Origin of the sequence: Marinobacterium nitratireducens (genome assembly GCF_014645375.1) — a bacterium.
GTDB classification, from domain to species: Bacteria; Pseudomonadota; Gammaproteobacteria; order Pseudomonadales; family Balneatricaceae; genus Marinobacterium_A; species Marinobacterium_A nitratireducens.
Genome location: NZ_BMLT01000004.1, coordinates 98,207 through 122,706, shown reverse-complemented (window position 1 = coordinate 122,706; position 24,500 = coordinate 98,207). Strand labels below are relative to the sequence as shown.

Annotated in this window: 22 protein-coding genes and 1 tRNA gene; 14 read left to right on the top strand and 9 right to left on the bottom strand. The window is 62.1% G+C overall.

The window, feature by feature from the left end; translation table 11 throughout:
* Nucleotides 1-210: 210 nt before the first annotated feature.
* The 4 genes from lon to IEX85_RS08820 all read left to right on the top strand — a co-directional run bounded on the left by lon (nucleotide 211) and on the right by IEX85_RS08820 (nucleotide 5,416).
* A complete protein-coding gene (lon, locus tag IEX85_RS08835) occupies nucleotides 211-2,640 on the top strand; it encodes an endopeptidase La (RefSeq protein ID WP_188860224.1) in 2,430 nt (809 codons plus the stop codon).
* A gap of 134 nt (nucleotides 2,641-2,774) precedes the next feature.
* Nucleotides 2,775-3,050 carry an HU family DNA-binding protein gene (locus IEX85_RS08830; RefSeq protein ID WP_188860223.1) on the top strand — a complete coding sequence of 92 codons (276 nt, stop codon included), beginning with the start codon at nucleotides 2,775-2,777 and terminating at the stop codon, nucleotides 3,048-3,050.
* A 23-nt stretch (nucleotides 3,051-3,073) separates the two neighbouring features.
* A tRNA-Asp gene (locus IEX85_RS08825) sits at nucleotides 3,074-3,150 on the top strand.
* A 373-nt stretch (nucleotides 3,151-3,523) separates the two neighbouring features.
* Complete coding sequence (locus IEX85_RS08820; RefSeq protein WP_188860222.1) at nucleotides 3,524-5,416, top strand: SurA N-terminal domain-containing protein; 1,893 nt, start codon at nucleotides 3,524-3,526, stop codon at nucleotides 5,414-5,416.
* 275 nt (nucleotides 5,417-5,691) lie between these two features.
* Here the strand turns inward: IEX85_RS08820 and IEX85_RS08815 are convergent, their stop codons facing one another.
* The 7 genes from IEX85_RS08815 to gloB form a co-directional block, all read right to left on the bottom strand.
* Nucleotides 5,692-7,302: an ABC transporter ATP-binding protein gene (locus IEX85_RS08815; protein ID WP_188860221.1), complete on the bottom strand. Its 1,611-nt coding sequence runs from the start codon at nucleotides 7,300-7,302 to the stop codon at nucleotides 5,692-5,694.
* Complete coding sequence (locus IEX85_RS08810) at nucleotides 7,299-8,330, bottom strand: ABC transporter permease (RefSeq protein WP_188860220.1); 1,032 nt, start codon at nucleotides 8,328-8,330, stop codon at nucleotides 7,299-7,301. Before IEX85_RS08810 ends, IEX85_RS08815 begins: the two co-directional genes overlap by 4 nt.
* On the bottom strand, nucleotides 8,330-9,415 hold the full coding sequence (locus IEX85_RS08805) for a microcin C ABC transporter permease YejB (protein ID WP_188860219.1): 1,086 nt from the start codon (nucleotides 9,413-9,415) through the stop codon (nucleotides 8,330-8,332). Before IEX85_RS08805 ends, IEX85_RS08810 begins: the two co-directional genes overlap by 1 nt.
* Entirely contained in the window at nucleotides 9,415-11,256 is a 1,842-nt protein-coding gene (locus tag IEX85_RS08800) for an extracellular solute-binding protein (protein ID WP_188860218.1), read from the bottom strand. Before IEX85_RS08800 ends, IEX85_RS08805 begins: the two co-directional genes overlap by 1 nt.
* Nucleotides 11,257-11,357: 101 nt before the next feature.
* Nucleotides 11,358-11,606 (bottom strand): hypothetical protein, encoded by a 249-nt coding sequence (locus IEX85_RS08795; protein ID WP_188860217.1) that lies wholly within the window; start codon nucleotides 11,604-11,606, stop codon nucleotides 11,358-11,360.
* Nucleotides 11,607-11,611: 5 nt separating this feature from the next.
* On the bottom strand, nucleotides 11,612-12,988 hold the full coding sequence (locus IEX85_RS08790; RefSeq protein WP_188860216.1) for a LysM peptidoglycan-binding domain-containing protein: 1,377 nt from the start codon (nucleotides 12,986-12,988) through the stop codon (nucleotides 11,612-11,614).
* 72 nt (nucleotides 12,989-13,060) lie between these two features.
* A complete protein-coding gene (gene gloB / locus IEX85_RS08785; RefSeq protein WP_188860215.1) occupies nucleotides 13,061-13,834 on the bottom strand; it encodes a hydroxyacylglutathione hydrolase in 774 nt (257 codons plus the stop codon).
* Between the two features lie 153 nt (nucleotides 13,835-13,987).
* Here gloB and IEX85_RS08780 point away from each other — a divergent pair, with 153 nt between their 5' ends.
* Genes IEX85_RS08780 through dnaQ form a run of 3 tightly spaced genes read left to right on the top strand, consistent with a single transcriptional unit; the run spans nucleotide 13,988 to nucleotide 15,920 of the window.
* A complete protein-coding gene (locus IEX85_RS08780; protein ID WP_188860214.1) occupies nucleotides 13,988-14,764 on the top strand; it encodes a class I SAM-dependent methyltransferase in 777 nt (258 codons plus the stop codon).
* On the top strand, nucleotides 14,751-15,197 hold the full coding sequence (gene rnhA, locus IEX85_RS08775; RefSeq protein WP_188860213.1) for a ribonuclease HI: 447 nt from the start codon (nucleotides 14,751-14,753) through the stop codon (nucleotides 15,195-15,197). Before IEX85_RS08780 ends, rnhA begins: the two co-directional genes overlap by 14 nt.
* Nucleotides 15,198-15,920 carry a DNA polymerase III subunit epsilon gene (gene dnaQ / locus IEX85_RS08770; protein ID WP_188860212.1) on the top strand — a complete coding sequence of 241 codons (723 nt, stop codon included), beginning with the start codon at nucleotides 15,198-15,200 and terminating at the stop codon, nucleotides 15,918-15,920.
* 172 nt (nucleotides 15,921-16,092) lie between these two features.
* On the opposite strand, the gene nhaB is transcribed toward dnaQ, so the two are convergent.
* Nucleotides 16,093-17,595, bottom strand: a complete 1,503-nt coding sequence (gene nhaB / locus IEX85_RS08765; RefSeq protein WP_188860211.1) for a sodium/proton antiporter NhaB — start codon at nucleotides 17,593-17,595, stop codon at nucleotides 16,093-16,095.
* Between the two features lie 252 nt (nucleotides 17,596-17,847).
* On the opposite strand from nhaB, the gene nudC reads away from it, so the two are divergent.
* Nucleotides 17,848-18,630: an NAD(+) diphosphatase gene (nudC, locus tag IEX85_RS08760; protein WP_188860210.1), complete on the top strand. Its 783-nt coding sequence runs from the start codon at nucleotides 17,848-17,850 to the stop codon at nucleotides 18,628-18,630.
* Between the two features lie 113 nt (nucleotides 18,631-18,743).
* Here nudC and IEX85_RS08755 read toward each other — a convergent pair whose 3' ends face one another.
* Nucleotides 18,744-19,070: an SCP2 sterol-binding domain-containing protein gene (locus IEX85_RS08755; protein WP_188860209.1), complete on the bottom strand. Its 327-nt coding sequence runs from the start codon at nucleotides 19,068-19,070 to the stop codon at nucleotides 18,744-18,746.
* An 88-nt stretch (nucleotides 19,071-19,158) separates the two neighbouring features.
* Between IEX85_RS08755 and sohB the strand changes: the two genes are divergently transcribed.
* The 6 genes from sohB (at nucleotide 19,159) to IEX85_RS08725 (ending at nucleotide 24,395) form a co-directional block, all read left to right on the top strand.
* Entirely contained in the window at nucleotides 19,159-20,247 is a 1,089-nt protein-coding gene (gene sohB, locus IEX85_RS08750; RefSeq protein WP_188860208.1) for a protease SohB, read from the top strand.
* A gap of 52 nt (nucleotides 20,248-20,299) precedes the next feature.
* Nucleotides 20,300-20,956: a TetR/AcrR family transcriptional regulator gene (locus IEX85_RS08745; RefSeq protein ID WP_188860207.1), complete on the top strand. Its 657-nt coding sequence runs from the start codon at nucleotides 20,300-20,302 to the stop codon at nucleotides 20,954-20,956.
* Nucleotides 20,953-21,432, top strand: a complete 480-nt coding sequence (locus IEX85_RS08740) for a L,D-transpeptidase (protein ID WP_188860206.1) — start codon at nucleotides 20,953-20,955, stop codon at nucleotides 21,430-21,432. Before IEX85_RS08745 ends, IEX85_RS08740 begins: the two co-directional genes overlap by 4 nt.
* 56 nt (nucleotides 21,433-21,488) lie before the next feature.
* Nucleotides 21,489-22,496, top strand: coding sequence for a beta-N-acetylhexosaminidase (gene nagZ / locus IEX85_RS08735; RefSeq protein ID WP_188860205.1), 1,008 nt, complete (start codon nucleotides 21,489-21,491; stop codon nucleotides 22,494-22,496).
* Between the two features lie 3 nt (nucleotides 22,497-22,499).
* Nucleotides 22,500-23,633, top strand: coding sequence for a mechanosensitive ion channel family protein (locus IEX85_RS08730; RefSeq protein ID WP_188860204.1), 1,134 nt, complete (start codon nucleotides 22,500-22,502; stop codon nucleotides 23,631-23,633).
* Between the two features lie 273 nt (nucleotides 23,634-23,906).
* Nucleotides 23,907-24,395 carry a hypothetical protein gene (locus IEX85_RS08725; protein ID WP_188860203.1) on the top strand — a complete coding sequence of 163 codons (489 nt, stop codon included), beginning with the start codon at nucleotides 23,907-23,909 and terminating at the stop codon, nucleotides 24,393-24,395.
* The last annotated feature ends 105 nt before the right edge of the window (nucleotides 24,396-24,500 follow it).

Sequence of the window (24,500 nt, the reverse complement as noted above, 5' to 3'; positions counted from 1 at the left end):
ATAACGAAATCAGTGTCCAGCCTTCGGCGGAATTCTTATGGCCGCATTGGCCAGCCAGTACTGGCCACCGGCTCGGTATGCGGTTTTTTTCAGTGCCTCGCTTGTTTTTTCCGGCAGGGGCCCCATTGATTTGTATTACCGCTATTCAAAAGGTTTTATTGCACTCCCCGGTTGCATGGGGGAATGCTCTGCAGAGAGGCAACATCCATCATGGATCAGTTTGAAGCAAAAGAGGATGCTGTAACCATTGAGCTTCCGGTTTTGCCACTGCGAGACGTCGTTGTATATCCGCATATGGTTATTCCGTTGTTCGTTGGTCGCGAAAAGTCGATCCAGGCGCTCGAAGCGGCCATGGAGAACAACAAGGAAATTCTGCTGGTGGCGCAGAAAAATGCATCCGATGACGAGCCCACCGCCGAGGATCTGTTCCAGATCGGTACCGTTGCGTCCGTGCTGCAGATGCTGAAACTTCCCGATGGCACCATCAAGGTGCTGGTCGAAGGGGACTATCGTGCCCGTATCGAGCAGCTCGAGCAGTATGAAGACCGCTTCACGGCCCAGGTCCGGGTGCTGCAGGTCGAGGAAATGAAGGCGCCGGAGGCCGAGATCTACAAGCGCACCGCGCTGGATCAGTTCGAACGCTTCATTCAGGTCAACAAGAAGATTCCGTCCGAGGTGCTGACCTCGTTGCAGAATATCGACGATATCGGCCGTCTGGCCGATACCATCGCCGCTCATATGTCGCTGAAGCTCGAAGAGAAACAGCGCATTCTGGAGATGCTCGACAATCACCAGCGCCTCGAGCACCTGATGGCGCTGATGGAGTCGGAGATCGACCTGGTCGAGGTCGAGAAGCGCATCCGCGGCCGCGTCAAAAAGCAGATGGAAAAGAGCCAGCGCGAGTACTATCTGAACGAGCAGATGAAAGCCATTCAGAAGGAGCTCGGGGATCTGGACGAATCCGGCACCAACGATATGGAGGAGCTCAAGCGCCGTATCGATGCCGCCGGTATGCCCAAGGAAGCGTATGACAAGACCCTTGGCGAATACAACAAGCTGAAGATGATGTCGCCGATGTCCGCCGAGGCGACGGTGGTGCGCGGCTATATCGACTGGATGCTGCAGATTCCCTGGGCGAAGCGTTCCAAGGTCCGCCATGACATGAAGCGCGCGGAAAAGATCCTCAACGAGGACCACTACGGTCTCGAGGAGGTCAAGGACCGTATTCTCGAATATCTCGCGGTGCAGAAGCGTGTGCGCAAGCTCAAGGGGCCGATCCTCTGTCTGGTCGGGCCGCCCGGGGTGGGCAAGACCTCCCTCGGCCGCTCCATCGCCCGTGCCACCAACCGCGAATACGTGCGTATGGCGCTTGGCGGCGTTCGTGACGAGGCCGAAATCCGCGGACATCGTCGTACCTACATCGGCTCCATGCCGGGCAAACTGTTGCAGAAGATGTGCAAGGTCGGTGTCAGAAATCCGCTGTTCCTGCTCGACGAGGTCGACAAGATGGGCATGGATCAGCGCGGCGACCCCGCGTCGGCGCTGCTCGAGGTCCTGGATCCGGAGCAGAACAGCACGTTCAACGACCATTACCTCGAAGTCGACTACGACCTGTCCGATGTGATGTTCGTCTGCACTTCGAACTCGATGAACATTCCGGGGCCGCTGCTGGATCGCATGGAGATCATCCGGCTGCCGGGTTACACCGAAGACGAAAAACTCAATATCGCCCGCAAGTATCTGATCACCAAGCAGATGAAGCAGAACGGGCTGAAGAAAACCGAGGTCGAAATCGCCGACGAGGCGATCGTGCACCTGATTCGCTACTATACTCGCGAGGCGGGCGTGCGTGGCCTCGAGCGCGAAATCGCCAAAATCTGCCGCAAGGTGGTCAAGGAATTGTCGCTGGGTGAGCACAAGGACGAGAAACTGATCATCACCGGTGCCGAACTCGAGCACTTCAGCGGCGTGCGCAAGTACAACTTCGGCGTCGCCGAGGAGCAGGATCAGATCGGTCATGTCACCGGCCTGGCCTGGACATCGGTGGGTGGGGACATCCTCAATATCGAAGCCGCGGTGGTGGCCGGCAAGGGGCGTCAGGTGACGACCGGCAGCCTTGGCGACGTGATGAAGGAGTCCATCCAGGCGGCGCTGACCGTAGTGAGAAACCGTGCTGAAAGTCTCGGAATTGCGCCGGATTTCCACGAAAAACAGGATATTCATATCCATGTGCCGGAAGGCGCCACGCCGAAGGACGGGCCCAGCGCCGGTATCGGCATGTGCACTGCGCTGGTGTCAGTGTTGACCGGGATCCCGGTGCGCGCCGACGTCGCCATGACCGGCGAGATTACGCTGCGCGGGCAGGTGTTGCCGATCGGCGGACTCAAGGAAAAGCTGCTGGCGGCGCACCGTGGCGGCATCCGTACGGTCATCATTCCGCAGGAAAACGAGCGTGACCTGAAGGAAATTCCGGACAATATCAAGGCGGATCTGGCGATCAAGCCGGTTAAATGGATCGACGAAGTGCTTGAAGTCGCGCTCAAATATCAGCCGAAGCCTCGTGAAAATGACCTGAAAGAAAGCGTTTCTACGGAGAAAAAATCGGCCAAGGAGGAGCCTGGTCAAATTAAAACCCACTAAGGGTCTATACCCGCCGAAACCGCGTGGTGTCTGCTTGACAGCGGTTTCGGCCAGTTGGTATAAAGTGCCTGATCATCTTGCTGGGCATGGGTTTCGGTAGATAAGAACTAACGATTGGATTCAAGGGGAACATCGTGAATAAGTCTGAACTGATTGATGCTATTGCAGCTTCCGCTGATATTCCGAAGGCAGCTGCTGGCCGTGCACTGGACTCTGCGCTGGAAAGCATCACCTCTGCTCTGCAGAAGGGCGAGTCGGTCGCTCTGGTGGGCTTCGGCACCTTCGGTGTCAAAGAGCGTGCAGCGCGTACCGGTCGCAACCCGCAGACCGGCAAGCCGATCGACATTGCAGCCGCCACTCTGCCGACGTTCAAGCCGGGCAAGGCGCTGAAAGACGCGGTCAACAAGTAAGTTACCGCGGGTAGAGAGCACGGGGAGCGGTAGTTCAGTTGGTTAGAATACCTGCCTGTCACGCAGGGGGTCGCGGGTTCGAGTCCCGTCCGTTCCGCCACCTTTTTCAGGTGGCTTTTTGAAGGTGAGAAGTCTGAGGAGTGAAAGGTCGGATCACCCGGCTGTCATCTCCTCACCGGAGTACGGTGCGACTGGTTCGTGCGTTCCGCCGCTTCAATTGAAGTGGATATATTTTAAGCAGAAGGTCGAACGGTAAAATGCCGACTGTTCGATCTTTGTGCTAAACCGGAAACTCCATGGGAGTGCTTCGGTTGAAGGTTATTACAGGATATGGCGGTTGATTATTAACCAGTAGTGTTCTGTAGATCGACTCAAAAGTCGCAAGGTTGATTCGAGTCGAACATATACAAAAAGCGCATTCGGCAGAATGCGCTTTTTTTTTAAAAACGGTCTATTAGAAATTTGGATTCAGCATGTTGCAGTCCATCCGGGATAATTCCCAAAGTATTGTCGCAAAAATAATCGTGGGTCTGATAATCGTCACCTTCGCGCTCTTTGGTGTCGAGTCGCTGATTGGCCTGGCCAGCGGAAGCAAGGCGCCTGCCAGTGTGAACGGCGAGGATATCGGTGAACAGGAGCTGTTCCGTGCGGTCGAGTTGCAGCGGCGTCAGATTCTGTCCCAGATGGGCGAGAATGCGGACCCCGCCTCGCTGGACGACAACATGATCCGCTCGATGGTGCTCGACAATCTGGTCGAGCAGTCGGTGCTGGTTCAATCCGCGCGCGAGCAGGGCATGGCCGTGTCGCCGCAGATGATCGACCGTTCGATCGTGACGACGCCGGAGTTCCAGATCGACGGCAGCTTCGATCGCAGCCAGTTCGAGGCGGTGCTGCGTACCGTCGGGCTCACGCCGCTGACCTATCGTGACTACCTGCGCAAGGAGACGCTGATCCAGCAGGAACGCACGGGTTACAGCCTGTCCGCCTTCGTCACCGACAGTCAGCTCGAGGCTCTGATGAAACTCGACCGCCAGACCCGCGACCTGAGCTATTTCGAGCTGCCGGCGGCGGCGGTTCGCGCAGGGGTAGAGGTCAGCCGTGATGAAGTCTCGCAGCGCTACGAGAGCGAGAAGTCGATCTACCGTACCGAAGAGCAGGTCAAGATCGAGTACGTCATGCTGGACAGGTCGGAACTTGCCCGCGATATCGAAGTGACGGATGACGAATTGCAGGGGCAGTATCAGCAGACGCTGGCCGGGTTCGAAGCGCAGGAGCAGCGTCAGGCCGCCCATATCCTCATCGAAATCAACGATGACCGCGATGCCGAGGCGGCTTTGAACGAGGCCCGTGCGCTCAAGCAGCAGCTGGACGAGGGTGCCGACTTTGCCGAGCTTGCCCGTGAGCACTCCGAAGATCCGGGTTCCGCGCCGGCCGGCGGCGAACTGGGTCTCAACGGTCGCGGCGTATTCGTGGCGCCGTTCGAGGACGCTCTGTTCTCGCTCAACGAGGGCGAGGTCTCGGTGCCGGTGAAAACCGAGTTCGGTTACCACCTGATCAAGCTGGAGCGCGTCGAGACCACCGAGCCGCCGTCCTTCGAGGAGTCGAAACCGGAGTTGCGTCAGCAGGTGGTCGATCAGCAGGCTGAGGGCCGTTATGTCGAACTTCTGGAGCAGCTGGCCGATCTGTCGTTCTCGTCCGGCAATCTGGACGAGCCCGCGGAGGCGCTGCAGCTGAGCATCCAGACCAGCGAGCCATTCTCCCGTGCAGGCGGCAGCGATGTGGTGACCGCCAATAGCCGTGTTATCGATGCGGCCTTTTCCGACGAACTGATCCGCGATGGGGTCAACAGTCTGCCGATCGAGCTCGATGCCGGGCGCAGTGTGGTGATCCGGGTGAAGGAGCACCTTGAGCCGCGTCAGCTTGAACTCGACGAGGTGGCCGAGGAAATCCGTCAGGAGCTGATCGAGGAAAAGACCGCGCAACGACTCGACGAGCAGGCAACCGAACTGCTTGGTCGTCTGCGCCAGGGTGAATCGATCGACACTTTGGCACAGGAGCAGGGACAGGCGCTGGTCGAGCAGGCGGGTGTCAACCGCAACAGCCAGGATCTTGCGCCGGCAATCCGGTCGGAATTGTTCCGCCTGCCGCGTCCGCAGGACGCCGCAGCGAGCTTCGGTGCCGTGGAGCTGGCGAGTGGCGGTCGGGCCATCATGGCGCTGACAGCCGTTAGCGAGCCTGAAGCCGAAGCTCTTGGGGACGACGAAAAGCGCGCCATGCGAGGCTTCCTGGCCAGCCGTCAGGGGCAGCAGGATTACCAGGACCTGGTGCGTGCACTCAAGAACGCCGCCGAGATCGAGATAAACTGACGCTGGCCGGCGGCCTTCGGGCCAAAACAAAAAAAGGCGATCCTTCGGGGTCGCCTTTTTTGTTATGGCACGTTTCGTCGGTATTGGCTCCTGCAATACCGAGCTTCCCGCCATCCATAGCGGTTGCTGCGCTCAAGTGTCCTACGTTCTATTCGGTCCTGTAGGGGGCCCTGAGCGCAGCGAAGCGCACCGGCCTTTGTTATGGTCAAGGTGCCCTACGTTCTATTCGATCCTGTAGGGGGCCCTGAGCGCAGCGAACGGCACCGCTTAACGCCTCACCCGAAGGCTGCCGCCAGCAGCTCCTGGGTATAGCGGTTCTTGGGGTTTGCGAAGATCTCCCGGGCATGGCCCTGCTCGACGATCTCGCCCTGTTTCATCACCAGCAGTTGATGGCTCAGTGCCCGGACCACGGCGAGATCGTGGCTGATGAAAATGTAGCTCAGGTCGTGGCGGCGCTGCAGGTCGCGCAGCAGTTCAACGATCTGTTTCTGCACGGTGCGGTCGAGAGCCGAGGTCGGCTCGTCGAGAATGATCAGTCGGGGCTTTAACACCAGTGCGCGGGCGATGGCGATACGCTGACGCTGCCCGCCGGAAAACTCGTGTGGATAGCGGTGGCGGCTGTCGGGGTCCAGGCCCACTTCCTTCAGGGCTGTGACGATCAGGCTGTCGCGCTCGGCGGCGTCGCGGCCTATGCCATGTACCTGCAGTCCTTCGGCGATAATGGCGGCCACCGGCATGCGGGGACTCAGGCTGCCGTACGGATCCTGGAACACGACCTGCATCTGGCGCCGCAGCGGCTTCACCGCCTTCTGGTTTAGACCGTCGATGGGCTGGCCGTCGAACTCTATCCGGCCACGGCTCTGGATCAGGCGCAGCAGCGCCATGCCGAGAGTGGTCTTGCCGCTGCCGGATTCCCCGACCACCCCGAGGGTCTGGCCGCGGGGCAGCTGCAGGCTGACGCCGTCGACCGCCTTGATATAGCCGTGCACGCGTTTGAGCAGGCCGCGGCGAATCGGAAACCATACTCTGAGGTCGTCGGTTTCGACGATCGCCGGTGCCCGCTCCGTAGCCTGGACCGGCTCGCCCGAGGGCTCGGCGTCAAGCAGCCTTTGAGTGTAGTCGTGCTGCGGTGAGGCGAACAGCTGCGCGGTATCCGCCTGCTCGACGATTTCGCCGCGATACATGACGCAGACCCGGTGGGCGTGGCGGCGCACGATGTTGAGGTCGTGGGTGATCAGCAGGATTGCCATGCCGAGCTGTTTCTGCAGGCGTGCCAGCAGCTCGAGAATCTGTTCCTGGATGGTGACGTCCAGCGCGGTGGTGGGCTCATCGGCGACCAGCAGTTCGGGTTCGTTGGCCAGCGCCATGGCGATCATCACACGCTGTCGCTGGCCACCCGAGAGCTCGTGCGGATAGCTGCCCAGTCGCGACGCCGGTTGCGGAATTCCCACCAGGGTCAGCAGCTCCAGGATGCGGCGCCGTGCCTCCGGACCCTTGAGACCCTTGTGCAGCAGCAGGGTTTCGCCGATCTGCTTTTCGATGGTATGCAGCGGGTTCAGGGAAGTCATCGGCTCCTGAAAGATAACGCCGATGCGGTCGCCGCGAATGGCGCGCAGTCGCGGCTCCTCGGCCTGCAGCAGGTCCTCGTTGCGATAGAGGATACGGCCGCTCGGGTGGCTGGCGCGGGGATAGGGCAGCAACCGCAGCAGCGACAGCGCCGTGACCGACTTGCCGGAGCCGGATTCGCCGACCAGCGCCAGGGTCTGCCCTTCGGGGATGTCGAAACTGATATTGCGTACCGCGTCGACCGCGTTGCCCTCCTGCTCGAAACGTACCGAGAGATTCTCGAAGCTGACCAGGGCGGTGCCGGTGGTTGTCTTGCTCATGATTGGATCTTCCGCGGATCGAAGGCATCGCGCACGGCTTCGCCGATGAAAATCAGCAGTGTCAGCATCAGCGCCAGCGCGCAGAAGGCGGTGATGCCGAGCCAGGGGGCGTGCAGGTTGGCCTTGCCCTGTGCGACCAGTTCGCCGAGCGACGGGGATCCCGGCGGCAGACCGAAGCCGAGAAAGTCGAGGGCGGTCAGCGTGACCAGCGAGCCGTTGAAGATAAAGGGCATGAAGGTCAGCGTCGCGACCATGGCGTTGGGCAGAATGTGGCGGAACATGATCAGCCGGCTCGAGAGCCCCAGGGCGCGTGCGGCCCGGACATATTCGAGGTTGCGGCCGCGCAGGAACTCCGCGCGCACCACATCCACCAGCTGCATCCAGGAGAACAGCAGCATGATGCCGAACAGCCACCAGAAGTTGGGCTGCACCAGGCTCGACAGGATGATCAGCAGAAACAGCACCGGCAGGCCCGACCAGATTTCGATAAAGCGCTGGAACAGCAGGTCGGTCTTGCCGCCGTAGTATCCCTGTACCGCACCGGCGGCGACGCCGATCACCGAACTTGCCAGCGTCAGCACGATGGCGAAGAGCACCGAAATGCGAAAGCCGTAGATGACCCGGGCCAGAACGTCTCGACCCTGATCATCCGTGCCCAGCCAGTTCTCGCCGGAGGGCGGGGAGGGCGCCGGCACCGCAAGATCATAGTTGATGGTGTCGTAGCTGTAGCGGATCGGGGGCCAGAGAATCCAGCCCTGGCCCTCATTTTCGATCAGCTCCTGGATATAGGGGTCCTTGAAGTCGGCCAGGGTTTCGAACTCGCCGCCGAAACGGGTTTCGCTGTAGTCCTCGAGAACGGGCCAGTAGTAATCGCCCTGGTACTGCACCAGCAGGGGCCGGTCATTGGCGATCAGCTCGGCGAACAGGCTGACCAGAAACAGCGCCAGGAACAGCCATAGCGCCCAGTAACCGCGGCGGTTGGCGCGGAAGTTGTCGAGCCGGCGGCGGTTGATCGGATCGAGTCGCATCAGCTCTCCCTGCTCTCGAAATCAATACGGGGGTCGACGATGACATAGGTGATATCGCTGACCAGTTTCAGCAGCAGGCCGATCAGCGTGAAGATGTAGAGGGTGCCGAAGATCACCGGATAGTCACGGTTGATGACGGCTTCATAACCGAGCAGTCCCAGGCCGTCGAGGGAAAAAATCACCTCGATCAGCATGGAGCCGGTAAAGAAGATGCCGACCAGTGCCGCCGGCATGCCGGCAATGATCAGCAGCATGGCGTTGCGGAACACGTGGCCATAGAGCACCTGGTTCTCGTTGAGTCCCTTGGCGCGGGCCGTGAGTACGTACTGCTTGTTGATCTCGTCGAGAAAGGAGTTCTTGGTCAGCATCGTCAGGGTGGCGAAGCTGCCGATCACCGAGGCCAGTACCGGCAGACTGATATGCCAGAAGTAGTCGGCGACCTTGCCGAGCAGCGACAGTTCGTCGAAATTCGGCGACGTCAGGCCGCGCAGCGGAAACCAGTTGAAGTAGGTGCCGCCGGCGAACAGTACGATCAGCAGGATGGCGAACAGAAAGTTCGGAATAGCGTAACCGACGATGATGGCGCTGCTGGTCCAGACATCGAAAGGCGTACCGTCGCGCACGGCCTTCTTGATGCCCAGCGGAACCGAAATCAGGTAGGTGAGCAGCGTGGTCCAGAGTCCCAGCGATATCGACACCGGCATTTTTTCGACGATAAGTTCGGTCACCGGCTTGTCGCTGTAGAAGCTGCGGCCGAAGTCGAACACCAGGTAGCTCTTGAGCATCTGCCAGAAGCGCTCGTGTGCCGGCTTGTCGAAACCGTAGAGTTTCTCGATTTCGGCGACCTTGGCCGGGTCCAGTCCCTGGGCGCCGCGATAACGGCTGTCGCCGTTGCTTTGTACCACGTCGCTCTGGATACCGCTGCCGATCCGGCTGGTGGCGCCGACGCCAATACCCTCCAGCTGGGCGATGGTCTGTTCCACCGGGCCGCCGGGGGCGGCCTGGATGATGATGAAGTTGATCGTCAGGATGCCCAGCAGGGTTGGAATGATCAGCAGCAGTCGGCGCAGTATGTAGGCGCCCATCAGCGCGCGCGCTCCTGCTCGGCAGCGTCGAGGGTCCACCAGGTATCCAGCCCGAGGTCATAGGGAGCGCGGGTTTCTGGCATGCCGAACTTGTTCCAGTAGGCGATGCGCCAGGTGGCAATGTGGTACTGGGGAATCACGTAGTGGTTCCACTGCAGCACCCGGTCCAGTGCCCGTGCCGCCACCACCAGGCTGTGCCGGTCCGGTGCCGCAATCAGCTTTTCGACCAGGGCGTCGACTGCGGGATTCTTGATGCCGGCAAGATTGCGGGTACCCGGCAGGTCCGCCAGGGCCGAGCCCCAGAAGTCGCGCTGCTCGTTGCCCGGCGAGCTGGACTGGGGGAAGGACCCGACCACCATGTCGAAGTCGAAGCTGCGCAGCCGGTTGATGTACTGGGAGACGTCGACGATACGAATGTCGACGCCGACGCCCATGCGCTCGAGGTTGCGAATGAAGGGCGCCACCACGCGTTCGAATTCCTTCTGCACCAGCAGGATTTCGAAGCGGAAGGGTTCGCCGGTCTCGCCGTTGACCAGCTTGTTGTCGCGAAAGGTCCAGCCGGCCTGCTGCAGCAGGCGCATGCCCTTGCGCAGCTGGCCGCGGATGTTGCCGCTGCCGTCGGTGGTGGGCGCGCGATAGACCTCGCTGAAGACTTCGGGCGGAACCTGGTCGCGCAGCGGCTCCAGCAACTTCAGCTCGTCGGCATCCGGCAGCTTGTCGGCGGCCATTTCCGAGTTGGAGAAATAGCTGTGGGTGCGGGTATAGGCGTCGTAGAAGATGTTGTGATTGGTCCACTCGAAGTCGAAGGCGTAGGCCAGCGCCTGGCGCACCCTGGGGTCGGCGAATTTGGCATGCCGGGTGTTGAAGATGAACGCCTGCATGCCGGTCGGGTTGCCGTTGTGCACTTCCTGCTTGCTGATGCGGCCGTCGTCGAAGGCGGGGCCGGTGTAGCCGGTGGCCCACTCCTTGGACGACGTCTCGAGGCGGAAGTCGTACTCGCCGGCCTTGAAGGCCTCGAGCGCCACCGTTGAGTCGCGGTAATAGTCGAAGCGGATGCGGGCGAAGTTGTGGCGGCCGCGATTGACCGGCAGATCCTTGCCCCAGTAATCATCGCGCAGCTCATAGGTGGCCGAGCGGCCAGCCTCGAAAGTCGCGAGGCGGTAGGGCCCGGAGCCTACCGGAATATCGAGCGACGGGCTCTGGAAGTCGCGCCCCTCCCAGTAGTGTTTCGGCAGAATGCCGACCTGGCCGACGATCAGCGGCAGCTCGCGATTGTCGCTGTCGCCGAAACTGAATTTGACGGTATGCTCGTCGATGGCCTCGATTTTTTCGATGCCGGCGTAGTAGGCAGCGTAGAAGGGGCTGCCCTGGGTGCGCAGCGTTTCGAAGGTAAAGACCACATCTTCGGGAGTCACCGGTTCGCCGTCGCTGAAGCGGGCTTCGGGGCGCAGGCTAAAGGTTACCCAGCGCCGGTCGTCCGGTACCGTGACGGACTCCGCCAGCAATCCGTACTCGGAAAAAGGCTCATCGTCGGACTTGGCCATCAGGCTGTCGTAGATCAGGCCAATGCTGTCTTCCGGCGTACCCTTGATGATGAAGGGGTTGAAGCTGTCGAAGGTGCCGAGGCTCCAGCGCTTCAGGGTTCCGCCCTTGGGGGCATTGGGATTGGTGTAGTCGAAGTGACTGAAATCAGGGGGGTATTTCAGATCGCCGTGCATGGCGATGCCGTGGCTCGGCGTCGGTGTGTCGCTGCCGGCTGCCGCTGCGTAGCTGTGCAGGAACAGGCAGGCATTCAGGACTGCCGCCGCGAGCAGTCGGAAGGGCTTGCGTGTAGCGATCATAGTGCTCCGTCACCTCCAGCAGAATATAACTGTTATATCAGTCACTTGCCGCTTATGGAACCGTCTATGACCACGCTGTGGGGAAATCATTCCCGCGATTGTTATTGCCCGGGGTCGTGGGCCCCGGCCCGTTGCTGCAGGCGGGCCTGGGCGTCGCGCCGTGACAGTCCCTGTTGACGCAGGCTGGCATATTCCCGCTCGAGCTGCATCTGGAGGCCGGAATCTCCGTTGGCGAGTCCGCGAATCAGGTCGCGTTCGACCCAGGCGCGAATCCGCCGGTAGAGATACCACTTGAATGCAATCGCCGTGGCGGTTGCCACGGCGATTATCAGGTAGGCGGTCGGGTCCATTGCGCTCAGGAGTCGCTGGACTCGACGCCGCCAACATAGAGGGTCAGCTGCTGGCCGATCTTGAGCGGATCGCGCGGCGCCATCTTGTTCCAGCGCGCCAGTTCCTTGACATCGACGCCGTGGAGGCGGGCGATTTTCCAGAAGCTGTCGCCGGAGCGCACGCGGTAGGCCAGCTTGCGCTGGTTGCCGGTCGCGTTGCCGGCGTCTGCCAGCACCGCGCCTTCACCCTGGGGTATCAGCAGCGTTCTGCCGGCGACGATGGTATTGCCCTTGAGCTTGTTGGCGCGGCGCAGGGCGTCGGAGGTGGTATTGAAGCGTGCCGCGATCACCGAGAGCGTGTCGCCGCGCTTGATGCGGTAATGGTTCCAGCGAACCCGTTCCGAGGCCGGCAGTGCCGCCAGCTGGGTGCGGAAGGACTCTGCGCTCTCGACCGGGATCAGCAGCCGGTGCGGGCCTTCGGGGTCGGTCGCCCAGCGGCTGAAGCCGGGGTTGAGCATCTTGATCTCGTCGATATCGGTACCGGCAAGCTTCGCCGCCTGCTTGAGGTCGATCTGGCCGTCGATGTCGATGATGGCGAAGTAGGGTTCCAGCGACAGCGGCTTGAGGCTGATGCCATGCTGCTCCGGCTTTTCGACCAGCTTGGCCAGCGCCAGCAGCTTGGGTACGTAGGCCTCGGTTTCCCGCGGCAGGTCCAGCGACCAGTAGTCGGTGGGCTTGCCTTTCTTGCGGTTGCGCTTGATGGCCTTGGACACGGTGCCACCGCCGGCATTGTACGCCGCCAGCGCCAGCAGCCAGTCGCCGTCGAAGCGCTTGTTGAGCTGCTCGAGGTAGGTCAGGGCGGCGTCGGTCGAGGCGACGATATCGCGACGGCCGTCATACCACCAGCTGGTGCGCAGGCCGAAATGACGGGCGGTGCCGGGGATGAACTGCCACGGGCCCGAAGCGTGGGCGTGGGAGTAGGCAAAGGGATCGTACGCGCTTTCAACGATGGGCAGCAGCGCGAGTTCCGCCGGCATGTCGCGCTCGATAATCTGTTCGAGAACGTACTGATAGTAGCGCTCGGCCCGGTCTGTTACGCGGTCCAGATAATCCTGGTGCTTGCTGTAATATTTGACCTGTTTTTCGATCCGTCCGTTGGATTGTGTCAGATCGAGCATGAAGTGCTCACGGCTGAGCTCCCAGAGATCCTCCGGGGCTTCGGCTGTGCGGGACAGAACCGTGTCGACACGGTTGCGTTCGTGCCAGTCCTGCACTGCACTTGCATGGGGTGACGGGGTGCCGACGACTTCGCCGCCTGCGCCCGGTTTCGGGGTCAGAGTATTACAGCCGGACAGCAGCAAGCCTGCCGCTGCGACCGCAATCCAGTTGCGCGTTGGGTTCATTGTTCAAGGTTCTGATTCGCTTAAAAATTTTTCAACATTCTATGTATCACGGCTGAATTGGTCAAGCTTTGATCAATATTGGTTCTTCCATTCGCGAATCGCGGCCAGGGTTTCGACTGGCCCGGAAAGTGCTTTAGACGCATGGCGGCTGGCGCTTTCGCGCACGCTATCGAGGTGGGTACGCATGAACGGATTGATCTGTTTTTCGCTGCCGATGTGGCTTGGCAGCGTCGGCAGGTGCTGGTCGCGCAGGTTACGGCAGCGTTCTAATGCGTCGCGGATGGCGTCATTTTCCGGCTCCACCGCGGCGGCAAAGGCAAGATTTGATAGGGAATATTCGTGAGTGCAGTAAATTTCTGTATCGTCCGGAAGGGTGCGGAAGTAGTCCATGGCCCGCTGCATCTGTGCCGCCGTGCCCTCGAACAGGCGTCCGCAGCCGGCGAGAAACAGAGTGTCGCCGCAGAACAGCTGAGAGGGCTCGCCGGCGTTGAAGTAACTGATGTGGTCCAGGGTGTGGGCCGGCACTTCCCGCACCGCGAGGGTCTGCCCGAAAAGCTCGAAGCTGTCGCCATCGTTCAGGGGACGGTCGACGCCTTTAAAAGGCGACTGCGCCGGACCGTAAACCGGTGCCGCGAACTCCCGGGCCAGCTCGGTGACGCCGCCGGTGTGGTCGGGATGGTGATGCGTGACCAGGATCGCGGCAAGGGTGAGGCCGCGCTGTTCCAGGTAGCGGCGCACCGGAGCGGCGTCGCCGGGGTCGACGACGGCGACGCGCGGCCCCGCCGGGTCGGCAAGGGTCCAGATGTAGTTGTCGTTGAATGCCGGGATGGGGGTTACCTGAAACATGCCTGACCTCGCTTTATTGATTGCGCTACAGGTTACCTTAACCGGCAGTGGCTGTTAACATGGCGCCGCGTCCGATGTCGGTACGGGCGGTGTTGCCGGCAGTTGATCGATATTACACTTTAAGGCCCGAAGCCCGCTGAGCTCCCTTGCCCGATGAAATTCCGTCCTCAACCTCCGCTGCACAAGCTGATACCTGCGCTGCGAGCCTGGTTCAACACCGAGCTGGGGCAGGAGCTGCTGGCTGCCGAGCAGGAAATGGTGGCGAGGTTGCTGCCGACGCTGTTCGGCTACCATCTGCTGCAGCTGGGCATCGACAGCCAGATCTGCATGTTCGACAGCAGTCCGGTCTCGCACAAGTTCATTGTCGCTCCGGCGCTCGAGCTCGGTCTTGGGCAAAACAGCATCATCGCCGCCAACGAGGAGCTGCCGATCGAGCGGAACAGTCTGGACGTGGTGCTGCTGCATCATGCGCTGGATTTTGCCCAGAGTCCGCACCAGGTGCTGCGCGAAGCGGCACGGGTGCTGCGCCCGGGCGGTCATCTGCTGGTGCTGGGCTTCAATCCGCTGAGTCTCTGGGGGCTGTGCCACCGTATCGGCCGTCACCGCAGTGACGTGCCCTGGTGCGGGCATTTCATCAGCCAGGGGCGTCTCAGCGACTGGCTTAGCCTGGTCGAGCTGGCGGAGGTGAAGCAGATGACCGGATACTTCAGGCCACCCTTCGAAGGGCAGAAGTGGCGCCATCGCTTCCGCGGCCTGGAGCGCTTCGGGCGGCATGGGCGCAGTAATCATGGCGCCTTCATTCTTCTGGTGGCGCGCAAGGATGTGGCCGGCATGACGCCGATCCAGCCCGAGTGGCGCCGCCGCAAGCTTATCAGTCTGCCTCTGCCGGAGGCGACGGCACGAGGAAAAACCTGTCGTGAAAACCGTTGAAATCTACACCGATGGCGCCTGCAAGGGGAATCCCGGCCCCGGTGGCTGGGGCGCAGTGCTGCGCTACGGCGAACAGGAAAAGCAGCTGTTCGGTGGCGAGCCCGCCACCACCAATAACCGCATGGAGCTGATGGCCGCCATCGAGGCGCTGGCGGCGCTGACGCGCCCCTGCAAGGTGCACCTGACCACCGATTCCCAGTACGTGCGCAAGGGGATTACCGAGTGGCTGCGCAACTGGAAGCGCAATGGCTGGAAGACGGCCTCCAAGCAGCCGGTCAAGAATGCCGATCTCTGGCAGCGGCTGGATGAACAGGTGGCCCGGCACGAGGTGCAGTGGCACTGGGTCAAGGGGCACAGCGGTCATCCGGAAAACGAACTCGCCGACGCGCTGGCCAACAAGGGCGTCGAGGCACTGTCGAAGCAGGTCAACTAGATGCGTCAGATCATCATGGATACCGAGACCACCGGCCTGGAACCGGCCGAGGGGCACAATATCATCGAGATCGGCTGTGTCGAGATGGTCGGGCGCAAGCTGACCGGCCGCACCTATCACCGCTATATCAAGCCGGACCGCGAGGTGGATCAGGAAGCCATCGAGGTGCACGGTATCACCAACGAATTCCTCGCTGACAAGCCCAGGTTCGCCGAGATTGCGCAGGAGTTCATCGACTTCATCGACGGAGCCGAGCTGATCATCCACAACGCGGCGTTCGACGTCGGCTTCATGGATACCGAGTTCGAGCGCAACGGCCGCCCCGAGCGGACCCGGCAGATATGCCGGGTCACCGACTCCCTGATGCTGGCCCGTCGCAAGCACCCCGGGCAGAAGAACAACCTCGATGCGCTGTGCAAGCGTTACGGCATCGACAACTCGCACCGCGAGCTGCACGGCGCGCTGCTGGACTCGGAAATACTGGCCGATGTCTACCTGGCGCTGACCGGCGGCCAGCTCAAGCTGGATACCGGCGAGGACGCGGATAGCGACGACACGGGCGAAAGCCGGATCCGCCGCATCGAGCCCGGCCGTTACAGCCTCCGCGTGGTTGCCGCCAATGACGAAGAACTGAAGGCGCATCAGGCCTTCCTGTCGCTGCTGGCGAAGAAAAGCGGCGGCCCCTCGGTCTGGGAGCAGGTCGAGGATGAGGGCAAGGCGTAAGGCGGACGCCGGAAAGGGTTTCACCGAGGCGTAGGAGCTCGCTCCGCGAGCGAACCAGCTTGGGTGCGAAGGCTATTCGCCCACAGCGTGGGCTCCTACATTTTCCCGTCACCCGTCACCCGTCACCCGTCACCCGTCACCCGTCACCCGTAACCCCGTAACCCGTAACCCGTCACAGCGACGTGGATACCATGATAAAGCCCACACCGCTCATCACGATGGTGTAGGGCAGGGCCATCAGCACCATGCGTCCGTACGACAGCCGGATCAGGGGAGCCAGGGCAGAGGTCAGCAGGAACAGGAAGGCGGCCTGTCCGTTGGGCGTGGCGACGCTCGGGATATTGGTGCCGGTGTTGATCGCCACCGCCAGCTTGTCGAATTGCTCGCGACTGATTTCGCCGTTGTGCAGCGCGTCCAGCACTTCGTTGATATAAACCGTGGCGACGAAAACGTTGTCGCTGATAGCCGAAAGGGCGCCGTTGGCGAGGAAGAAAACCGCCGGCTGGGCATCGGGTTCGAGCGACAGTACCGCGTGGATGATGGGCTGGAACAGGTGCTGCTCGTGGATGATCGAGACGATGGAGAAAAACACCACCAGCAGTGCGGTGAAGGGAAGCGCCTCCTCGAAAGCCTTGCCGATCTGATGTTCTTCGACGACGCCGTTGAAGGCGGTCAGCAGAATGATCACGCACAGACCGATCAAACCCACTTCGGCGAGATGGAAGGCCAGGGCGACGACCAGAAACACCGCCACCAGCATCTGTACCGAGAGCATGACGCGGTCCCGCGGAGTGCGTTTGCGCTCCTCTTCGGCGGCGAAATCCTCCAGTATCCGGCGCACATTGCGCGGCAGACGGGCGCCGTAGCCGAACAGGCGCGACTTCTCGAGCAGTACGCAGGTGACCAGGCCTGCCGCCAGCACCGGCATGGTGATCGGCGCCATCAGCAGGAAAAACTGTACGAAGTCCCAGTTCGCCTTCTGCGCAATGAGCAGGTTCTGCGGCTCGCCGACCAGGGTGCAGACGCCGCCGAGGGCGGTGCCGACGGCACCGTGCATCAGCAGGCTGCGCAGAAAGGCGCGGAACTGTTCGAGCTGGGTGCGGTATTGCTCGTCGAGCCCCTGGTCATCGGAATGATCGTGTTCGGACTGGAAAGGCTTGCCGGACGCGACCCTGTGGTAGACAGCGTAGAAGCCGACGCCGACGCTGATCAGTACCGCGGTCACGGTGAGGGCGTCGAGAAAGGCCGACAGCGTCGCGGCAGACAGCGAAAACAGCAGCGCCAGGGTGGATTTCGAGCGGACCCGCAGCAGAATCTTGGTAAACAGCCACAACAGCATCCCTTTCATGAAGTAGATGCCGGCCACCATGAACATCAGCAGCAGGATCACCTCGAGGTTCGATTCGACCTCCTGGTAAACGGCGTCGGGACTCGCCAGTCCGATAACGATGGCCTCGATCGCCAGCAGGCCGCCCGGCTGCAGCGGATAGCACTTGAGCGCCAGCGCCAGCGTGAAGATGAACTCGAAAATCAGCAGCCAGCCGGTCACAACGGGGCCTGCGACGTAAAGAACGACCGGGTTCAGAAGCAGAAAGCCGATAATCGCCTGCTTGTACCAGACCGGAGAATTTCCCAGAAAATTGCGCGCCAGCGCCTGGGGAAGAGTGTGCGTCATCGCTGTTGTTCCTATAGCGGCTGAGTCTGTTATGGTTATGGTCTTTTGCGCCAGGTGCCGGGCCTGAGCGGTCTGGAACCCCGTCGGCTGTCGGCAAAACGGCGCCTAGACTAACAGCAGCCGGCACGGATAAAAATAGGTCACAAGTCGGGGGAGAGGCTTATATCCGGCCCCGGAACCCGGCATTGCGGGGTAAAAAGCCGCCGGGTTCGGCTGCTGTGACCCGAATCAAGCAGGACAGGGAGGCTGCGGATGACGCAGGCAGGAAACGAGGGGTATTTGCTGGCGGCCGGCGGTCGGCTGCTGCAGGGGGAAGACGGGAGCTTCGTGTTCGGTGCGGCGGTCCTGGGGCAATCGGGGAGAGACGACGTCGAGGCGCGCTATCCGCTGGGCTCGATTGCCGACGGTACTCTGCTGGTGCTAGCCGCCGACAGTGCCCTGGTCGCCTCGCTGGAAGGCGCGCCGTTGCGCACGCTGCTGGCTTCGGCGACGAGCGAGCTCGAGTACGTGCGCCTGTCCCGCGCCGCGCAGCTGGCGGTATGGCACGAGCAGCACCGCTTTTGCGGACGTTGCGGCGGCCCGCTGGCGCAGCATGACCGCGATCTTGCCAAGCAGTGCGCCCCCTGCGGCCTGAGCCAGTATCCGCGGATCTCGCCGTGCATTATCGTGCTGGTGACCCGCGGCGACCGCTGCCTGCTGGCCCACGCTCCGCATTACCCGGCCGGGCGTTACAGTACTCTGGCCGGATTTATCGAGGCCGGCGAAACCGCCGAGGCGGCGGTGGCGCGGGAAATCCGCGAGGAAGTCGGCATCGAGGTCGGCAGGGTGCGCTATTTCCGGAGCCAGTCCTGGCCATTTCCCCATGCCCTGATGCTCGGCTTCTTCGCCGAGTACGAGGCCGGAGAGCTTACGCCGGACGGCATCGAGATTCTCGATGCACGCTGGTTCAGTCGCGACGAATTGCCGGACCTGCCGCCGTCCTTCGCCATTTCCGCGATGCTGATCGACGCCTGGCGCCGCGGCGAAGCCGGTTAGTGATCTCACTCGAGCTGTGGCGCGTAACCTGCCACCCGTAACCCGTAACCCGTAACCCGTAACCCGTAACCCGTAACCCGTAACCCGTAACCCGTAACCCGTAACACCTGAACCTATTTTCTGAACAGCTTGGTGAGACGGGTCGCAAGCATGACGTTGCCCTCGGCGCGCAGGTGGCCCTTGAGGAAGGCGCCCATGCCGTCCTGCTCGCCGGTGACCACGCGAATAAAGGTTACCGAGTTCAGAATCAGGGTGATGTCGGGGTCCGAGTGGCGCTCGCGGATCACGCGGCACTCCTGGTTGCGTATATCGATATAAAAGACATCCCGCTCATCCAGGATGAACTGGTACACGCAGGTGACGTTCTTTGCCTGGTCGGCGCGAAAGCGCGACGGCAGTTTCTCGATTACGCGTTCGACGCTGGGCTGTTCGCTGGTCATGGTACCTGTCTATAACAACGGCTATGGAAATCAGGCTTTTATGGTACATTAGCGAGCCTTGGGGTTATAACTTTTTCTGGAGAACTCAGTGCTCTCGTTTCTGTCGGACTACGGCCTCTTTGTGGCCAAGACCCTTACCATCGTGCTGGCGCTGCTGCTGCTGGTGGGCGGCATCGCCCTGATTGCGTCGCGCAACCGGCGCAGCAGTGCGCCCGGCGAGATCAGCGTGACCAGCCTCAACGAGCGCCTCGAGGATATGCAGCATAGCCTCGAGTCGGCGATCATGGACAAGGAAAGCTACAAGGCGCTGCTCAAGGAAGAACACAAGAAGGAAAAGGCCGAGGCCAAGGCGCGCCGCAAGGCGCTGAAGAAGAAGGGCGGCTCCGAAGAAGAGGGCGAAGGCGAGAACGAGAAGCGCCGGCGTGTTTTCGTGCTCGATTTCGACGGCGATATTCGCGCCAGCGAAGTCGAGCCGTTGCGCGAGGAGATCAGTGCCGTGCTCACCCTGGCGACGCCGGAAGACGAGGTCGTGATGCGCCTGGAAAGTGCGGGTGGCCTGGTCCATACCTACGGCCTGGCGGCCTCTCAGCTGGAGCGTTTCCGCGCCCAGAACATACCGCTGACGGTGTGCGTCGACCGGGTCGCTGCGAGCGGTGGCTATATGATGGCCTGCCTGGCCGACCGGCTGCTGGCCGCGCCGTTCGCGGTGCTCGGCTCCATCGGCGTGGTGGCGCAGATGCCGAATTTCCACAAGCTGCTGAAGAAGCACGATATCGACTACGAGGTGCTGACGGCCGGCGAGTTCAAGCGCACCCTGACGATGTTCGGCGAGAATACCGACAAGGGGCGGGAAAAGTTCATCGAGGAGCTCGAGGATACCCACGAGCTGTTCAAGGAGTTCGTCTCCAGCTACCGTCCGCAACTGGATATCCGCAAGGTCGCGACCGGCGAAATCTGGTTCGGCAAACGCGCTCTCGAAGAGAAGCTGGTCGACGAGATCTGTACCAGTGACGACTATCTGATGAAGGCCTCGAAGGATGCCGATGTATTCAGCGTGCGCTACGAAGAGAAAAAGAGTCTGCAGGAGCGGCTCAGCGATTTTGCGGTCAGCACCGGCGACCGCCTGATGTTGCGCTGGTGGGACCGGCTCTACAAGAGTCGCTTGCTGTCCCGCTGAGCCTGTTGTTCACAGCCCGGTCCCGAGGGGGCGCTGACAGGGAGGGTTTTAGATGCAGCAATCCGATACCGCGGGCAAGATACTGCAGGTGGCCGCGGGGCTGTTCGCCGAGCAGGGATTTGCCGAAACCACCATGCGCCAGATTACGGCCAAGGCCGGCGTCAACCTGGCCGCGGTCAACTACCACTTCGGTTCCAAGGAGCGGCTGATTCTGGCGGTGGCCGAGGCCTATATCGTGCCGCTGCTCGACGACCTCGAGCAGCGCCTGGAGGAGCGCCAGTCGCTGGGTGATCAGACCATCGCCCTCGAGGAACTGGTGGAGATGCTGATGCGGGCCCTGCTCAGCGTGGATGGCGTGACGCCGGACGCGCTGGCGGTGTTCACGCGCCTGCTGGAACTCGCCTACATGCCGTCGCAGCGGGAGCTGCGGGACTTCCTTTCCGAGCGCTACAGCCGGCGGCTGCAGCCCTATCTGATGCAGCTGCGGGCCGACTCGGCGCCGATGGCCGACGATGAATTCTTCTGGCGCCTGCATTTTCTGCTGGGCTCGGTGGTGTTCACGCTGTCCAACTTCCAGACGCTGGCGGTGATCGATCAGCAGGCCAACGACGCCGGGGCGCAGCTGGAGCGGACCCTGCATCGGATGGTTCCGGTACTGGCGGCGGGCCTGCAGGCGCGGGCCGAAACGACGCAGTTTTGCTGGTTATGATCAGCCTGAAGCTTTCGCTGTCGCAGCAGCGGCTGGTGTTGTTCGAAGACGACCGGCCGCTGCGCAGCTATCCGGTTTCGACCGCGCTCAACGGGCCCGGGGAGCGCGAAGGCAGTGGCTGCACCCCCCGGGGGCGTCACTACATCCGCGCGCGGATCGGCGAGGGGCTGCCGCCGAATGCGGTTTTCGTCGGTCGCCGTTTTACCGGTGAAATCTATAATGCGGCGCTGGCCGCGGCCCATCCCGGCCGCGACTGGATCCTGACTCGCATTCTCTGGCTCTGCGGGCTCGAGCCGGGACGCAACCGGCTGGGACAGGTGGATACCATGCGGCGCTATATCTACATTCACGGTACGCCCGATACCGAGCCTATGGGCATTCCGCTTTCACACGGTTGCGTGCGCATGCGCAATACCGACCTGCTGGACCTGTTCGGGCTTACGCCGGTCGGCACCGAGCTTCAGATCGACGACTGACACCCGGCAGTTCAGTGTCCAAACCAAATTCAGACGCCAAACACAAAGGAATTTCGATGACAGCTCCGGTACTGATGCTGGACCTCGAAGGTACCCGGCTTTCCGCCATGGAGGCCGAGCGCCTGACCCGGCCCGGTGTGGGCGGGGTGATCCTGTTCAGCCGTAATTACCAGAATCCCGAACAGTTGCGACAGCTGGTGGCCGACGTGCGTGCGCAGGCCCCCGATGTGCTGATCGCGGTGGATCACGAGGGCGGCCGCGTGCAGCGCTTTCGCGACGGCTTCACGCACCTGCCGGCGATGGGCGCGCTGGCGTCGCGCCATACGGCCGACCCTGCCGCTGCGCGGGCGGAGGCACGGGAGCTTGGCTGGCTGATGGCGAGCGAGCTGGTGAGCCTGGACATCGACCTGAGCTTCGCGCCGGTGCTGGATCTGGACTACGGCCGCAGCCGGGTGATCGGTGATCGCGCCTTCGGGGCGGAGGCCGCGGCGGTGACTGCGCTGGCGGGGGCTTTCGTCGAGGGCATGCGCGAGGCGGGCATGGCGGCGACCGGCAAGCACTTCCCGGGTCATGGCTGGGCCGAGGCTGACTCCCATCTCGAGATCCCCGTCGACGAGCGGCCCTACGCGGCCATCGAGGCGGCCGACATGCAGCCGTTCGCCGCGCTGATTCGTGCGGGGCTCGACGGCATCATGCCGGCCCATGTGATCTACAGCCGGATCGATGACCGGCCGGCGGGCTTTTCGCGCCACTGGCTGCAGCAGGTGCTGCGTGGCGACCTTGGCTTCGACGGCATCATCTTCAGCGACGACCTGAGCATGGAGGGGGCGGGTTTTGCCGGCGGCTACAGCGCCCGTGCCGCAAGCGCACTCGAGGCGGGCTGCGACATGCTGCTGGTCTGCAACGACCCCAGGGGCGCCTGCGAGGTGCTGGACTGGCTCGACGCCCACCCGGTGGCGGCGGGGCGCGACGCGCGGCGGCTGCGTCACCGCGCGGTGGCGCAGCCCGATCCGGGGCGGCTGGAGCGGGCCCGCGCGCTGGCGGCGCGGCTGCGGGAGGGCTGATCCATGTGGCAGGAATTCATTGATCAGCTGCTGCTGTACTGGCCGTTCGGACCCGAGACCCGCTGGGTCATACCGGTTTTTCTGATCGTCTTTCTGACCATGCTGACGAACTACCTCTCGAACCGGATGTTCGGCAAGCTGCACGACAAGCTCGCCCGTACCCGCAATATCTGGGACGATCTGTTGCTCGACTCGGCGCGGCGCCCGGTGGCGGCCCTGGTCTGGGTGTTCGGTGCCGGCTGGGCGCTCGAGGTGATTGACCGACGCACCGGTACCCATCTGATGGACGTGGCCGAACCGTTGCGGCGGATGGCTGTGATCCTGCTGATTACCTGGTTCCTGGTACGCCTGATCAAGGGCGCCGAGCAGGCGCTGGTGTCGCCGGAGAAGGTCAAGGCGCCGATGGATCTGACCACGGCATCGGCGATCGGCAAGCTGTTGCGGCTGTCGGTGATCATCACCGCGGTGCTGGTGGTGCTGCAGAGCTTCGGCTACAGCATCTCCGGCGTGCTGGCGTTCGGCGGTATCGGCGGCATTGCGGTGGGCTTCGCCGCCAAGGACTTGCTGTCGAACTTCTTTGGCGGTCTGATGATCTACCTCGACCGTCCTTTCAAGGTCGGCGACTGGATCCGTTCGCCGGACCAGAATATCGAAGGTACCGTCGAGGATATCGGCTGGCGCCAGACCCGTATCCGCACCTTCGACAAGCGCCCGCTGTACGTGCCCAATGCGACCTTCGCCAGTATCTCGGTGGAGAACCCGTCCCGCATGACCCACCGGCGAATCTACGAGACCGTTGGTGTGCGTTACGACGACATCCAGAAGGTCGAGCGGATTATCGATGACGTCCGGCAGATGCTGGCCGGGCATCCGGAGATCGATCAGACGCAGACGCTGATGGTGAACTTCAACGCCTTTGGGCCCTCTTCGCTGGACTTTTTCCTCTATACCTTTACCAGGACGGTCAACTGGGAGCACTTCCACAAGGTCAAGCAGGACGTGCTGCTGAAAGTTGCCGATATTATCGACGCCCATGGCGCCGAGATCGCCTACCCGACCCGGACGTTGCACCTGGCCTCGATGCCCGAGGGCGCGGCGCCGGCGGTGCAGCCGGAGCCGGCGGCGGCGAAATCCTGACGGCGTCTGGTTATTCGTGGGAGCGGCGCTCCCAAACTTGCGGGTACTTCCTCGCCGCGAATGCTCGGCCGAGGTATAAAAGCTTCGTCGCGGGGCGCGACTCCTACGAAGCGGCGCGACGGTTCGGTCACCTGTCACCCGTGCCCCGTCACGCCGCCTGGTTATTCGTGGGAGCGGCGCACCCAAACTTGCGGGCACTTCCTCGCCGCTAATTGGGTCTGGCGCCATGCCGGCTTCGTTCTATGAGGCAATTGCCGTATGGAGGTCATTTTCATGTCCCGGTTTGAAATGAAGCGCAAGCATCTGCTGGCGTCCGAAGTTTTTGGATACAGCTACGAGCACTATGCCGATCGCCTGGGCATCAACCCCCGCTTCGATCGTTATATGCCCCAGGTTATTGCAACTCTCGAGAAGGCGGTTGCAGAACACTGGGATATCGCCAAATTGGCCAAGCGGCTGGAGAGGAACGAGGATCAGGCCGCGGATCTTCTGTCGGCATTCAAGGATGCCGCCGAGATCGTCGATGCCGAGAATGCCGCCGAGTCGTTCCGTTGCGGGGTTCGTCGGTCGATCCAAGATGCGCTCGCTGACGGTGGCCTGAATTCAGACCGGGATATCGAGGAGCTGGTGACGCAGATCTGTTACCGAGCGGCGGATTTTGCTTTCCTGCTCGACAGGGAGGGACGCAGTCTCGGCGAATATTCGCGCGAACTTCGGGATGAGAGCCGAGAGTGGCAGTATGAAGACGACGATGATCAGTAGGAGCCCACTCTGTGGGCGAACCGGCCCGGCACCGGCGGCCATTCGCTCGCGGAACGGGCTCCTGCCAAAAGAAGATCCGGCGCCCGGGCCTTTACGCCTGACCCG